A 14,316-nucleotide genomic window follows, 5' to 3' on the forward strand; every position below is an offset into this window, starting at 1 on the left:
CGGACTGCCTCCCGCCGCACGGACCTTCTCGGCAAGGGGATCCGGCACGGCGTCCGGGTCGCGGAAGTAGCCGTCGTCCGCCGGTCCGTCCGGCGGCGGAGCCACGCTGAGCCCGGGAGCCGACCGGGCGGTGCTCGACGGGACGACCGCGCTCGCCCTGACCGGTGCTGGTCCGGCGACGTCGCAGGCTCAGCGGAACCGCCTGCTCGACGGGGTGAGGAAGCGGTGTTTCCCTCGGGGCGGTGCCGGTCACGGCGGTGGCGGAGGCTTCAGCGGGACCGTGTCCGAGGACGCGCGATGAGCAGAGCCACGTCATCGTGGTGCTCCGGGTCGCGCAGTGCGCTGAGGAGCCGGTCGCATGTCTCTTCCACGGGGCGCCGGGGGCCGTCCAGCAACTGGAGGAGTCTGTTCAGGCGCTCGTCGATGGGGTGTTCGCGGGTTTCGACCAGGCCGTCGGTATAGAGGACGAGCAGATCGCCCTGCCCCAATCCGATGGTGCCGGCTTCGAAGGTAACACCGCCGACGCCGAGCGGGACGCCGGTGGGCAGGTCGAGCAGTTCCGGGGGATGGCCGGTGCGTACGAGGACGGGAGGCATGTGTCCTGCTGTGGCGATGCGGCACTCCGCGCGGCGAGGGTCGTAGACGGCGTAGACGCAGGTTGCGATGTAGTGCTCCAGGCGTGTGGTGGTCTTGTCGAGCTGTCGGAGCACCTGTGCCGGATCCAGGTCGAGATCGGCCAGCGTGCACGTCGCGGTGCGCAGTCGGCCCATGGTCGCGGCGGCGTCGATGCCGCTGCCCATCACGTCGCCCACCACCAGGGCGGTCTTGCCGTCGTCCAGGGCGATGACGTCGAACCAGTCCCCGCCGACCTCACTGGCAGCTCCTGCGGGTTCATAGCGGGAGGCGACGTCCAGGCCCTCATGGTGCGGGGGGTGGTCCGGGAGCAAGCTGCGTTGGAGGGTGACCGCGATGTTGCGCACGCTCTGGAACCAACGCGCGTTGTCGATGCACACCGCGGCGCGGGCGGCGAGCTCACCGGCCAGGGTGGCGTCGTCCTCGTCGAAGGGCAGCGGGTTACGGGCACGTATGAGGTCCACGGCGCCGAGGACCTCGCCGCGGGCGATCAGGGGGACCGCAAGATACGAATGGACGCCGGCCTCGGCCAGCAGGGCGGCGGCCGCCGGGTCACGAGCGATGCGGGGCAGATCCTGCTCGGCCACGTGCGGCACCAGCACCGGGCGACCCGTGTGTACGCACTGCGTGACCAGGCGGTCAGCGCCATACGTGGCCAGGTCTCCGGGTCTGTCGGCGGCGCTGACGACCGCGGTGGGATAGGCGGCGAGGACGGCGAGGGCGCGGAAGAGTTCCGGGCCGGTCGCGGGCGCGGCCGAGCGGCGCAGGGCCAGGATGGAGTCGAGCACGTCCACCGCGACCACGTCGGCGAGGTCCGGCACCGCGGCCTCGGCCAGCTCCCGCGCGGTCCGGTCCACCTCCAGGGTGGTGCCGACGCGAGCGGAAGCGTTGGCGATGAGGGCAAGGCGCTGCCGAGCGCGTGCGGCCTGGGTGGCCGCACGGTGCCGCTCGGTGATGTCCACGACCGAGGCAGCCACGCCGAGCACCCGCCCGGCGCGGTCCTCCAGCCGGAAATACGAGGTGGACCACGCGTGCTCGGTCATGGGTTCGGCGGGGGTGCGGCCGACGACGTACCGGTCCAGGACTGGCTTGCCGGTGGCCAGCACCTGGCGCATCACGGACTCGATCGCTTTGGTGTCCAGGAAGGGCAGGGCTTCATGAACGTTCCGGCCGATGTGGTCGGCGGCGGGCAGGCCGTTGATGTGGGCCAAGGCCGGGTTGACGGTCACGTACCGCAGGTCGGTGTCCATGACTTTGAGCCCGATCGGGGACTGGGAGACCAGCCGCTCGGACAGCGCGAGCTCGGTCTCGAACTGCTGGAGGGTGGTGTGGTCGGTCGCGATGCCCAGGGCGTATACGTCGCCGAGGCCGTCCAGCAGCCGCATGTTGCGGAACTCGACCAGCCGGGTGCTGCCGTCCTTGTGCCGGATGGGGAAGGCACCGGCCCAGCTCTCGCCCGTTTCCATCACCTCGGCGAACAGGTTGATCACCAGTTCCAGGTGCTCCTCGTCGACCATCAGTTGCGCCGCGTACTGACCCAGAGCCTCCTGGGCGGTGTAGCCGAACAGCTCCTCGGCCTGCGGGCTCCAGAACACGACCCGTCCGTCGGTGTCCAGCACCACTGCGGCGACGGTCAGCAGATCCAGCAGCCCACCCGGGCGTGAACGCGTGGGGCGCAGTCGGCCGATGTCGGACCGGAAGGATTCGACGCTGTTCATGCAAGGCACTCCCTCCGCCTGCCAACCGACGCGGGACCTCCTGTCAGCCTTCGGTTGCGCCGGTCTCCTTGCAGCTCCGGATAACCCCATACTCCTCCCCGCCCCGTCGGTATCCCAGCGCAAGACGGTTCGCTGGCCGGAGCGGGCTCGCCCGACGGACGGCCGGTCCTGCTGACAGCGGCGTGGATCATCCAGCCGGTTTCCCGTGGCAGGCCTTCTCGCCTGCGGCGAAAATGGTGATCTGAAGGCAAATGAGGAGGTTGGCATCCGGTGTGAAGCTCTCCCGTACCCCCGCTGCGTCCGACGCGCGGCTCGCGCTCGGCTCAGGCGCGGGTAGGAAAGGGCTCAAATCCGGCGCCCTGGGACTGTGCTCCTCCGTTGCCATCGGCCTGGCGTCCACGGCCCCGGCGTACAGCCTCGCGGCTACGCTCGGACTCATCGTGGCGGGCGTCGGCCTGCAGGCCCCGGTCATCACGATGCTGGCCTTCATCCCGATGCTGCTGATCGCGTACGCCTACAAGGAACTCAACGCGAGCAACGCCGACTGCGGGACCACCTTCACCTGGGCGTCCCGTGCCTTCGGTCCGCGCACCGGCTGGATGGGCGGCTGGGGCATCATCGTCGCCGACGTCATCGTCATGGCGAACCTCGCCGAGATCGCCGGCGTCTACGGCTTCCGGCTCCTGGGCTATGACTCACTCACGGAGAACAGGGTGTGGACCACCCTCGCGGGCGTCGTCTGGATCATCGTGATGACCGCGATCTGCTACGTCGGCATCGAGATCTCGGCTGCCGTCCAGCGCTGGCTCCTGTTCATCGAAGTCGCCGTACTGGTGCTGTTCGCCGTCACCGCCCTGATCAAGGTCTATACCAGCAGCCCCGAGACGGCGATCCATGTCTCCGCCTCCTGGTTCAACCCCCTCCACGTGCCATCGGCCGAAGCGCTGACCTCGGGCATCCTCGCCGCCGTCTTCATCTACTGGGGCTGGGACACCGCCGTCACGGTCAACGAGGAGACCGTGGACAGCACGCGTATCCCCGGGCGCGCCGCCGTCATTTCCGTTGTGCTGCTGCTGGTCATCTACGCCCTGGTCACCACCTCGGCGCAGGCTTTCGCCGGAGTCGGCTCCGCCGGACTCGGGCTGGGCAACAGGGACAACGCGGACGACGTGCTCTCGGGCCTGGGCAACGCCGTCTTCGGCGACCACGGTCCGGGGCTCTTCCTCTCCAAGCTACTCATCCTCATGGTGCTGACCTCCGCGGTGGCCTCCACCCAGACCACCATCCTCCCTATGGCCCGGACCGTCTTCTCCATGGCCGCGCACAAGGCCGTCCCCTCCCGATTCGCCCGCGTGCACCGCAAATTCCTCACCCCGACCTGGTCGACCATCGGCTTGGGCCTGGTCTCCATCGGCTTCTTCGTCCTCCTGACGGCGATCAGCCGCAACGTCCTGGCCGACTCCATCGAGTCGGTCGGCCTCGCGATCGCGTTCTACTACGGCCTCACCGGCTTCGCCTGTGTCTGGTACTTCCGCAGGGTGCTCACCCGCAGCCGCAAAGACTTCCTGTTCAAGGGCCTGCTGCCAGGTCTGGGCGGGCTGACGATGCTCTTCCTCTTCTGCTACGCCGCTTTCGGCGTGTACGCCAACCCCGGCTACGGTGAGACCTCCATCGATCTGCCGTTCATCGGACGGACGGGCGGGGTGACCGTCGTGGGCCTCGGAGCCCTGCTGCTCGGCGTCGTGCTGATGCTGGTTGTCACGCGCGAGCACACCGCGGCCCTCAGGCTTCAGCGCAGCATGCTGCCTCACCGGCTGCCGCAGCAGACCGCTGTCGAGATGGCGAGCCGCTATGTGCCCGCCGACAGCCGGTCCGGGGTGGGTGGTGACTGGTTCGACGTCATCCCACTGTCGGGAACACGTGTCGGCCTTGTCGTCGGGGAGGTGACCGGCCACGGACTGCTGGCCGCCGCCACCATGGGGCGCCTGTGCACCGGCGTACGCGTCCTCGCCCGCCTGGACCTCGCCCCGGACGAGCTGCTCTCGCGCCTGGACGACCTGGTCGGGCTGACCGCCAAGGAAAGGGCGGGCTTTCAAGGTGCAGGCGGCTCCCGGCTCGGGGAGGACGAAGCCCTGGAGGTGACGTGCCTGTACGCGGTGTACGACCCGGTGTCGGGAAAGTGCAGCATGGTGCGTGCCGGCCATTCGCTGGCTGCGCTCGTCCTGCCGGACAGCGGCGCAACCACCTACCCGGAGCTCCCGCCGGGCCCTCCGCTGGGCATGGGCGGTCTGCCCTACGAGAGCAGGGAATTCCAGCTGCCGCAGGACAGCCTCGTCGCCCTCTTCACCGACGGCCTCGTCCAGACGGCCGCCGACGACCTCGACGTCGGACTCGGCCTGCTCGCCGAAACCCTCGCCCAGGACCGGCGTCCCCTGGAAGAACTCTGTGACCGCGCAGTCGCGACCCTGGTGCCGGGGCCGGCGAACGACGACGCGGTCCTGCTCCTCGTACGCACACGAATGCTCGGCGAGGACCAGGTGGCTGGGTGGGAACTGACCGCGGAGCCGGCGATGGTCGGCAAGGCCCGCGCCCTGGCCACGAAGCAACTCGAAGCGTGGGGACTGGACGAGCTGTCGTTCACCACCGAACTCATCGTCAGTGAGCTGGTCACCAATGCCATGCGCTACGCCGCCGGACCGATCCACGTCCGGCTCATCCGCGACCAGACCCTCACCTGCGAGGTCGCCGACACCGGGCACACCTCACCCCATCTGCGCCACGCCGCCACGGACGACGAGAGCGGCCGCGGCCTGTTCATCGTCGCCCAGGTCGCACAGCAGTGGGGCACGCGCTACACGCCCACCGGCAAGACCATCTGGGTGGAGCAGCCCCTCCCGACCGCCCCTGCCGTCGGTGAAGCGCCATGAAACGGCGTTCCGTCCTGGGGAGCGGTGCGCGGATCACATACGCACGTAGTGCTCGATGTCCTCGCTGAATTCGGTGAGGGCCTGATCGGTGAGTGTGGGACGCGTGTCGGCGATGGCGGCGAGGTAGTCCTCGGTGCTGGGCTGCGCGCCGTTGCGGTCGGCCACTTCGCGTTCGAACGCGGCGTGGGCGCCCTTGCGGGCCGCGAACTCGATGTCGGCCGGAGTGAACATCTCGCTGGCCTCGACCAGTGAGGACGGCTCGATGCTGTCGGCAGCGGGGCCGAGATAGCGCTGCCAGATGGCCGACCGGGCGACGGGGTCGGGGGGACCGACCGGAAGGACGTAGTCGAAGCGGCCGGGGCGCAGGAACGCCGGATCGATGGAGCGGATGGAGTTGGTCGCGCAGATCAGCAGGCGGTCGTCGTGGTCGCGGAAGCCGGGGATCAGCTTGAGCAGTTCGTTGGTGACTCCGTGGCCGGGGCCTGCGGCCGAGCCGGAGCGGACGCCGGCGATTTCCTCGACTTCGTCGAGGAACAGCACGACGGTCTCCAGATCGGCCAGCTCGGCGAACGTGTCCCGTAGCGCGGTGGCCAGGCCTCCGGGGCCTTCTGCGGCGAGCCGGGAGGGGAAGAGCTCCACGAAGGGCCACTCCAGCCGGGAGGCGACGGCTTTGGCGAAGCTGGTCTTGCCGGTACCCGGCGGGCCGAAGAGGATGACCGCCTTGGGCGGCGTCACTCCGTACCGGTCGGCCAGTACGGGCTCGGACAGGGGCAGCACGATGCGCCGCTCGATGGCGTCCTTTTCCTTCTCCATGCCCGCCAGGGCATCCCACAGTCCCGGCGGCAGCAGCCTGCCGCCGAGCTCCGCGAGCAGACCCGCATTGCTCGCGCCGAAATGCTCCACCTTCTCGTAAAGGATCAATCCGGTGCGCGTGCGGTAGCCAGAGTTTTCCAGGGCTGTGGATCCGGTGGCCCCCGGTGCGAGCAGCGCACTGATGCGGCGTACGCCCTGCGGCCGCAGGCGCCGCTCGAGTTCGGCGATCAGGGCGCTGCCGATCCCGCGGTTGCGCCACGCCCCGCCCAGGGCCACCAGCGTGATCCAGGCCCGATCGCCCTGGCACTGAGCCACGGCCATGCCCACCATGTCATCGCCGACCATGGCGACCACGGCAGGCTCACCCGTGCGGGCCGCGGCCATCACTTCGGAGACGGAGAACGCAGGGGGTGAATCGTCCGCCTGCCGGTCCTGGTCCCAGATCTGAATGGCACGGTCCAGATCGTCGTCGCGGAAGTCCCGCAATCGCCACGTCGGCATCGTCACCACCTTGCCGGCGGGTCACCACCGCCTCACCGACGCCCGGCCGCTCACTGCCGGGGCATCCTGTTCACTCATTCTCCGCGCCGATCCCACGCCCGTCGAACGGGCGCCGTTCACCTGAGTCAGCCTCGACGGCACCGGCCATGCCGGCCACACGGAGCGGGGCAGCATGATCCACCGCTACACCATCCGGCGATACAACCACACCGCCGATATGTGGTTACGCACCGTCGTCACTCGGGTCGACGTCGCCTCACACCTCACGAAGGCAGAGTGGTCCGGTCCTTGCCCCACCGTTGCACCGGATCAGCGCTTTAGCCGGGGAAGCAGCCGTGTCTCCGCCGGCAGGACAGCCCCTTCCGGCAACCTGTGCGCATGACCGACACCTTCGAGCACGCGCCTCACATCTGGAATGCCGCCCAGCTGCGCGACGCCCTCAAAGATCTGCCCGATGACGCACCCATCCATATCGGTGTGGCAAGTGACCCCGGTGACTTCGACGGGTACCGCGGCTTCGTCCTCGTGGACGCCCATCAGGTGGAGAACTGGTGGCCGGCCACGTCCACCACACCGGAACGCACCGAGACGGAGAAGGCGCTGACACTGTTCGCCGACTGGGAGCCCGACAGGTACGACCATCTCGACTGAACCGGGTCGGGCTCACGGGCGCCGACGCGATCGTCGCGCCCGGCACCGCCAACCCCGCCGCCCCGCTCACCCCCGCTGTCCGTGACGCGCTGCGCGCCGTGGCGTAGGACGCACCCGTATCGTCTCGATCTGCAGGGGTGCCTTCCCGCCGGCCGCCACCCACCTCGCACGGCTCCGCGCTCGAGGCCCTGCTCACCTGGCTCCAGGACAATCCGAGCCGCGATCTGACCCTCGCCGACATCGTCGCTCAGGCCGGAATCAGCATCCGGACCCTGATCCGGCGCTTCCGCGAACAGACCGAGGTCACCTCGCTCCAGCGGCTCCACCGGGCCCGTATCCGCCCGACCCGACCTTCAGCTGACTCGACCGCCTCGCAGGATCGGCGAAATCGTCCAACGGATAGGTTCGAGGGGACGGTTGCCGGTGGTACTGCAGGTGCGAGGTGTCGTGTTGCCGGAGCGGGAGGAGCGGTCCTTCTGGATCGATGGAGACCGTTTGCGCAGCGAACCGGTCCCGGGCGCGGAACTCGTCGTCGATGGGGGTTGGCTGCTGCCCGGCCTGGTCGACGTGCACACCCATCCGGGCACCGAAGACCTCGATGTCCCGTTCAGTGACGAGGTGCTCCGCCGGCACCTGACGGACCACCGCGACGCCGGCGTGTTGCTGGTCCGGACACCGGGGACTGCCGCGCCCATCCCGGGCTGGGTGGACGAGGATCCGGACCTGCCGCGGGTCCACTCGGCCGGACGCTGGCTGGCCACTCCCGGCCGCTTCTTTCCCGGGGTCGGGAGTGACGTCAGCGAGGGCGGTCTGGTGGATGCCGCTGTCGAGGAAGCCAAGGCGTCCTCGGGGTGGTGCAAAGTCATCGCCGACTGGAAGTACGACGCGCCGCCGTTGCCTCAGGAGATCCTCACCGCCGTCGTGCAGGCCGTGCACGCCATCGGCGGCCGGGTGGCCGCTCACTGCGAGACCGCTGACGGCAGTCGGAATGCCGTTCAAGCCGGTGTCGACAGCCTGGAGCACGGCCTGCACCTGGATCCAGGCCTGATCGACCTGATGGTCGCCCAAGGCACCGCATTCGTCCCGACACTGAGCGTCTTCGGCGCCGGGGCCGGTCGATGGCGCGCCGCAGAGCCGAGCGCCCGCCGGGACTGGTGGCTGGCCGGATGGGAAGGGTTGCTGCCCAACATCAGGGCCGCACACGAAGCCGGCGTCACCGTACTGGCAGGCACCGACAGCTTCCCGTGCGGCACAGTCACGTCAGAGGTCGAATGGCTGGTCCGCGCCGGGCTGTCGGCCGAAGCGGCTCTGGGCGCGGCTTCGTGGACGGCCCGATCCTGGCTCGGTCTGCCCGGACTGGTCGACGGAGGCCCCGCCGACCTCGTCGCCTATGACACCGACCCGACCCTCAACGCTTCAGTGCTGCCCCACCCCAGCCGCATCATCCTGCGCGGCCGTGTCGTCGCCTGACACTCCGCGCAGACTCGTCCTCAGCATCGGACGGTCTCCACGCGTGACCACGGCGACTGCTTCCTCGACCTGTGTCCCGGCCTTCGGGACAGCCCCGCAACGAGGTCCGTCCGTGCTCCCGTCGATGCTGGCCTTCGCGTCTCTCCGGGTCCGCCCAACCACTGACAGTGGCTTGCTCCTGCTGTCAGTGAGATGAAAGAACCCGTCGATAACTTCTCCTCCCGTCAGTCGCGAACGCTTCCGTACACCGGTGCACCACGAGAAATCCGTGAGCACCGGAGGGGAAGCACCGCGCATTTCGGAGAGGGGGAATCCGTCGATGACGGTGTCCACAAGTGCCATCGATCCCGGCGTACGGGAGCTCCAGTTCGTCCGGTCCGTCGACCGGCGTCTGGTCCACCGTCGGGCGCTGTCGGAAGTGTTTCTCACCGACACCGCCGCGGTGGGCGGGAAGAGCTTCAAGGCAGGGGCTCAGCTCCCCTCCTCGCACGCCTACTTCACGGATCACGTCGGACACACCGTGATCGACCCGATTCTGCTCCTGGAGTGTGCGCGGCAGGCCGAGACGTACGGCGCGCACGTCCACGTCGGCGTGGACGACGACACCAAGTTCGTCCTGCAGTCGTGGTCGATGCGGCTGCCCGGCCTGTTCGCCGCGCATGCCGGCGCGTCTGCCGAGCTGACCATGGAGATGACGACCGATCGGGCCTTCGGATCGTCGGCACCCGCCCGTTCCGTCGCGTACGACGTGGGTCTCCTGGTCGGCGGTGAGCCGGTCGGGGACATCCACATGGAGGTGGGCTACCTCTCCTCCGCGACGTATTCCTACATACGGTCGGCGCGGCGGGGCAGCGCGCCCATCTCATCGGACGATATGCCGGTCACGCCGGCGACCGTCGACCCGCGGAACGTCGGGAGGGCAAACGGCGTCAATGCCCTGCTGGTTGATCCTGCGCGCGACGAGAAGGGCATCACGGCCGGTGTCCGTGTCCCGAACGACAACGTGAGCATGTTCGACCACGCGCAGGACCATGTGCCCGGCATGGTCCTCACGGAGGCCGCTCGTCAGGTGTGCCTGCTGGCCGGGGCGGAGTTCCTCGGACGGACCGCGGCAGAGACCTCGGTGGTCGGCTTCGATCTCGGTTTCTCCAAGTTCGCCGAGCTCGACGCGCAGACGTCCGTGAGCGCTGTCCCCGAAGGCCGGAACGAGGGGATCCAGACCTTCAGGATCTCGGTTCGTCAGAACGGCGAGGAGATCGCCGCCGGAACCATGGACACCTCCGCGGCCCCGGCATCCCACCGGAGTGCGCGGTGACCGGACGGGCAGCGGTGGTGGCCGGGCTGGGGGGCTGGCTGCCGCCGGTCAGGGTGACCAATGACGACCTCGCCGTGCAGCTCGACACCACTGATGAGTGGATCACCACCCGGACGGGGATACGTCAGCGGTTCGTGGTCCCTCCCGGACTCTCCACCTCGGGCATCGCGGTCGAGGCCGGCGCGCGCGCCCTCGCTTCGGCGGGGAGGTCCTCGGTCGGTCTCCTGGTGCTCGCGACGAGCACCCCGGATCACCCGTGCCCGGCCACGGCGCCCGAAGTCGCCAGCCGACTGGGACTCGGTGAGATACCCGCGTTCGACGTGGCCGCCGTCTGCACCGGCTTCGTGTACGCGCTGGCCGGTGCGTCGAGCATGATCAGTGCGGGGATCGCCGACAGCGCACTGGTGATCGGCGCGGACACCTTCTCCACCATTCTGAACCCGGAAGACCGTACGACCAGGGCGATCTTCGGCGACGGGGCCGGGGCGGTGGCGCTGCGCGCGGGAACCGCCGATGAGCCGGGGGCGCTGCTCGGATTCGACCTGGGCAGCGACGGCTCCCAGGCCGACATGATCACCGTGCCGGGCGGTGGGTCCGAGCACCGCTCACGAGGCGTCGTCGAAGCTGATGACCTGTACTTCACCATGCAGGGCCGCTCGGTGTTCCGTAACGCGGTGACGCGGATGAGCGAGTCCTCCCGGAGGCTGGCCCACCGCATCGGCTGGCCCGTCGACACCGTCGACCGGCTCGTCGCCCACCAGGCGAATGTGCGCATCCTGTCGGCCGTGGGGGCCGAACTCGGCTTGCCCGACGACCGGCTGGTGGTCAACCTCGACCGGGTCGGCAACACCGTTGCCGCCTCGATCCCGCTGGCGTTGGTCGACGGCGTGCACGCAGGAGAGATCACACCGGGTGACCGGGTGCTGCTCTGTGGGTTCGGCGGCGGGCTCACCTGGGGAGCGGCCGCCCTGGAGTTTCCCCGGCTGTCCGTCGAGCCGCTGCCGGGACTCCCGGCGAAATCTCTGTCCACACACGCGAACTGAAGGAAGAACCATGAGTGCAGTGCAGGAAAAGCTCGCCGAACTGCTCGTCACGCAGCTCGGGGTGCCCGCCGAGAAAATCGCGCCGGAGATGACGTACAAGGATCTCGCGCTGGACTCTCTCGCCCTGATAGAGCTGACGATGATCCTCAACAAGGAGCTGGGAGCCGACCTGGGCGACGATGCCCTTCAGGGCGAGACGACCCTCGCCGGCACCGTCGAACTGATCGAGTCCCAGGGCGTGCGGGCGTGACGCTCCCATCGAAGCGGCCCTTCGGCGTGGCGATCACCGGTCTCGGTCTCGTCACCGCCGCCGGCATCGACACGGAGACGGGCTGGGAAAGGGTGTGTTCCGGGCAGGCGACCGCCTCCCGTGATCCGGAACTCGCCGGTCTTCCCGTCGACTTCTCGTGCCGTGTCCCGGGCTTCGACGCCGGATCTCTGCTGGGGCCGGGCAGTGCATGGCGACTCGACCGGTTCACCCAGCTGGCGATCGTGGCAGCCCGCCAGGCCGTGGCCGACGCCGGACTGGACCCGGACACCTGGGACGGCGCCCGCGTCGGAGTCGTCGTGGGCAACTCACTGGGCGGCAGCGCGACTTGGGAGCTGCAGCACCGCAGGTTCCTTGAGGACACGCCGAAGAGCGTCTCTCCCCTGATGATCCCCATGGCGATGTCGAACATGGTCGCCGGCTATCTGGCCATCGACGTCAAGGCCTTCGGCCCCAGCATGGTCACGGCCACTGCCTGCGCGTCGGGCACCACCGCCATCGGACTGGCCAGGGACCTTCTGAGGTCCGGCACGTGTGATGTGGTGCTGGCCGGTGGCACCGAGTCCGCGCTGACCCGGGCAACCATCACCGGACTGCAGCGGATGGGCGGGCTGTCCGGGCGCGGCGAGGACCCGGCCGGGGCATCCCGGCCGTTCGACGCGGCGCGTGATGGCTTCGTCGCGGCGGACGGCGCCGGCATCCTCGTGCTGGAACGCCCGGAGGACGCCTGTGCCCGTGGTGCCTCGGTCTATGCCCACGTGGTCGGTTTCGGATCCTCGTCGGACGCCTACCACGCCACCGGACCCGAGCGGAGCGGGGATGGAACGCGCCCTGCGCACCGCCCTCGCCGACGCCGGGATCGGACCCGACGAGGTGGACCACGTGAACGCACACGGAACGTCCACTCCCCTGAACGACGTCACCGAAGGCCGGGTACTGCGCCGGGTTCTGGGCGGGCGCCCCCTGGTCACCTCGACCAAGGGGGTCACCGGACACCCGCTCGCCGCAGCGGGGGCGGTGGAGGCGGGGTTCACGGCGCTGGCGCTGCACCACGGAATGGTTCCGCCGACGGCCAACCTCGAGCAGCTCGATCCGGAGATCGACATCGACGTGGTGACGGGAGCGGCGGCACCGGCGGCCATGGAGATCGCCGTGAGCACGTCACTCGGATTCGGCGGACACAACGCCGCACTCGTGCTCTCGGCCGCGTAACCCACGCAACCGCGTCACCGCGAAATCGCGCAATCACGAAAGGAGGCACACACGATGCGCCTGAGGAAACTGGGCAACACAGGACTCGAAATCGGCGGCGTCGGCCTCGGGTGCATGGGCATGAGCTGGCTCTACCAGGAGTCCGCCCGGGACGACGACCGCTCCCTCCGGGTCATCAACGAGGCGCTGGATCTCGGGGTCAATCTCCTGGACACGGCCGATCTCTACGGCGGCGGCCACAACGAGACGCTGTTGGGCAGGGCGATCGCCGGCCGGCGGGACGAGGTCGTCCTTGCGACGAAGTTCGGGATCGTGCTCGACGACGTCGACGCCCGGTCGGCCCATCGCGACAACTCGCCCGCCTACCTGCGCAGTGCGGCCGAGGCCAGTCTGCGACGGCTGAACGTCGACGTCATCGACCTCTACGTCCATCGGATCGACCCCGCAGTGCCGCTGGCCGAGACCTGGGGTGCGATGGCCGAGCTGGTGACGAAGGGAAAGGTGCGTTTTCTCGGGCTGTCCGAGGCCACTGTGGAGCAGGCCGTGGAAGCTCATGGGATCCATCCGGTGACCGCCGTGCAGTCCGAGCTCTCCCTGTGGACGCGCGATTCCCTCGAAGGACCTGCCGGCGGCATGGTGGGATGGTGCGACAGCGTGGGGGCGAGCTTCATTCCCTTCGCGCCTCTCGGCCGCGGCTTTCTCACCGGCACCCTGCACACCGGCCAGTTCGAGGCGTCCGACTTCTGGGCGGGCAATCCCCGCTTCCACCGCTCCGCGATGGAAGCGAACCAGCGGATCGTGGACGTGATCCGGGAAGTCGCCGACCGGCGGTCGGTGACGCCCGCTCAGGTCGCCATCGCCTGGACCCTCGCGCAGGGAGACCGGGTCGTCCCGATTCCCGGCACGAAGAACTCCCGCTACTTGCGGGAGAACGTGGCGGCGGCGGACCTCGTGCTCACCGAGCAGGACCTCGCCGATCTCGGCTCCCTTCCCGCCGCGCTGGGAAGCAGGTACTGACCGTATGAGCGGAACGAAAGTTGCATTCTTCGACGTCGACGAAACACTCATCGACATCAAGAGCATGTTCTCCTTCCTCGCATTCCACCTGGCCGATCCGGAGCGTTATCGCGCGGCGGAAACCGAGCTGACGAGCAGGGCGCAGGCCGGCGTACCCCGGGAGGAGACCAACCGCATCTACTACCGCAACTTTGCGGGGATGACGGAGGCCTCGGTGGCCGACAACGGGCGGAAATGGTTCGCCCGGCAGGTGGCACGCGACGGCTTCTTCCACGCCGAGGTGGTGCGGGAACTCCGGAGGCATCAGGCGGAAGGAACCCGGATCGCCCTGGTTTCGGGCTCGTTCCGGGCCTGTCTCGACCCCGTCGCCGACCGTGTCGGCGCGGATCACGTGCTGTGTACGGAGCCCGAGATCGTCGCGGGCCGCTACACCGGCGAGGTCCTCACCACAGTGATCGGCAAGGGAAAGGCAACGGCCGCCCGTGCCCTGATGAGGAGGACGGGCGCCCGGCCCGACGAGTGCTTCGCCTACGGCGATCACGCCTCGGACCTTCCCCTGCTGCTCGCCGTGGGCAACGCGGGGGTCGTCGGCAACGACCCGGTACTCAGCGATCACGCATCCCGTTCCGGATGGACCCGGCTGCTCCCTTCCGCTCCATCCGGACAGAGCACGGAGGAAATCACGCATGCGACTCGGTAACGGACTGGGGCTCCGGGCGGTCAGGACCTGGCTGCCGAAGAGCGTCGC

At 69.1% G+C, this 14,316-nt stretch carries 11 protein-coding genes and 1 pseudogene; 10 read left to right on the forward strand and 2 right to left on the reverse strand.

All coding sequences use genetic code 11. The annotated features are described in order from the left end of the window. Window positions 1-269: 269 nt before the first annotated feature. On the reverse strand, window positions 270-2,351 hold the full coding sequence (locus ABZV38_RS05405) for a SpoIIE family protein phosphatase (protein WP_356324779.1): 2,082 nt from the start codon (window positions 2,349-2,351) through the stop codon (window positions 270-272). 272 nt (window positions 2,352-2,623) lie between these two features. Here ABZV38_RS05405 and ABZV38_RS05410 point away from each other — a divergent pair, with 272 nt between their 5' ends. Beyond that, on the forward strand, window positions 2,624-5,278 hold the full coding sequence (locus ABZV38_RS05410) for an amino acid permease (protein ID WP_356324781.1): 2,655 nt from the start codon (window positions 2,624-2,626) through the stop codon (window positions 5,276-5,278). A gap of 33 nt (window positions 5,279-5,311) precedes the next feature. On the opposite strand, the gene ABZV38_RS05415 is transcribed toward ABZV38_RS05410, so the two are convergent. Next, window positions 5,312-6,592: a bifunctional GNAT family N-acetyltransferase/ATP-binding protein gene (locus tag ABZV38_RS05415; protein WP_356324783.1), complete on the reverse strand. Its 1,281-nt coding sequence runs from the start codon at window positions 6,590-6,592 to the stop codon at window positions 5,312-5,314. A gap of 378 nt (window positions 6,593-6,970) precedes the next feature. Between ABZV38_RS05415 and ABZV38_RS05420 the strand changes: the two genes are divergently transcribed. The 9 genes and pseudogenes from ABZV38_RS05420 (at window position 6,971) to ABZV38_RS05460 (ending at window position 14,268) form a co-directional block, all read left to right on the forward strand. Continuing rightward, the gene (locus tag ABZV38_RS05420; protein WP_356324785.1) at window positions 6,971-7,243 is read left to right on the forward strand and encodes a DUF6225 family protein; all 273 of its coding nucleotides are present in this window, start codon (window positions 6,971-6,973) and stop codon (window positions 7,241-7,243) included. Between the two features lie 137 nt (window positions 7,244-7,380). Further along, on the forward strand, window positions 7,381-7,857 hold the full coding sequence (locus ABZV38_RS05425; RefSeq protein ID WP_356324787.1) for a helix-turn-helix transcriptional regulator: 477 nt from the start codon (window positions 7,381-7,383) through the stop codon (window positions 7,855-7,857). Further along, complete coding sequence (locus ABZV38_RS05430) at window positions 7,739-8,713, forward strand: amidohydrolase family protein (protein WP_356324790.1); 975 nt, start codon at window positions 7,739-7,741, stop codon at window positions 8,711-8,713. Before ABZV38_RS05425 ends, ABZV38_RS05430 begins: the two co-directional genes overlap by 119 nt. A gap of 319 nt (window positions 8,714-9,032) precedes the next feature. Beyond that, complete coding sequence (locus tag ABZV38_RS05435; protein WP_356324792.1) at window positions 9,033-10,028, forward strand: AfsA-related hotdog domain-containing protein; 996 nt, start codon at window positions 9,033-9,035, stop codon at window positions 10,026-10,028. Beyond that, a complete protein-coding gene (locus ABZV38_RS05440) occupies window positions 10,025-11,071 on the forward strand; it encodes a beta-ketoacyl-ACP synthase III (protein WP_356324794.1) in 1,047 nt (348 codons plus the stop codon). The genes ABZV38_RS05435 and ABZV38_RS05440 overlap by 4 nt, the downstream gene beginning before the upstream one ends. A 10-nt stretch (window positions 11,072-11,081) precedes the next feature. Further along, window positions 11,082-11,321, forward strand: a complete 240-nt coding sequence (locus tag ABZV38_RS05445) for a phosphopantetheine-binding protein (protein ID WP_356324796.1) — start codon at window positions 11,082-11,084, stop codon at window positions 11,319-11,321. A 32-nt stretch (window positions 11,322-11,353) separates the two neighbouring features. After that, window positions 11,354-12,551 (forward strand): annotated as a pseudogene (locus ABZV38_RS05450) (beta-ketoacyl-[acyl-carrier-protein] synthase family protein). A gap of 54 nt (window positions 12,552-12,605) precedes the next feature. Next, window positions 12,606-13,568 carry an aldo/keto reductase gene (locus ABZV38_RS05455; protein ID WP_356324798.1) on the forward strand — a complete coding sequence of 321 codons (963 nt, stop codon included), beginning with the start codon at window positions 12,606-12,608 and terminating at the stop codon, window positions 13,566-13,568. A gap of 4 nt (window positions 13,569-13,572) precedes the next feature. Continuing rightward, the gene (locus ABZV38_RS05460) at window positions 13,573-14,268 is read left to right on the forward strand and encodes an HAD-IB family hydrolase (protein WP_356324800.1); all 696 of its coding nucleotides are present in this window, start codon (window positions 13,573-13,575) and stop codon (window positions 14,266-14,268) included. Window positions 14,269-14,316 lie beyond the last annotated feature (48 nt).

It is taken from the genome of Streptomyces sp. NPDC005181 (assembly GCF_040608395.1).
GTDB lineage: Bacteria > Actinomycetota > Actinomycetes > Streptomycetales > Streptomycetaceae > Streptomyces.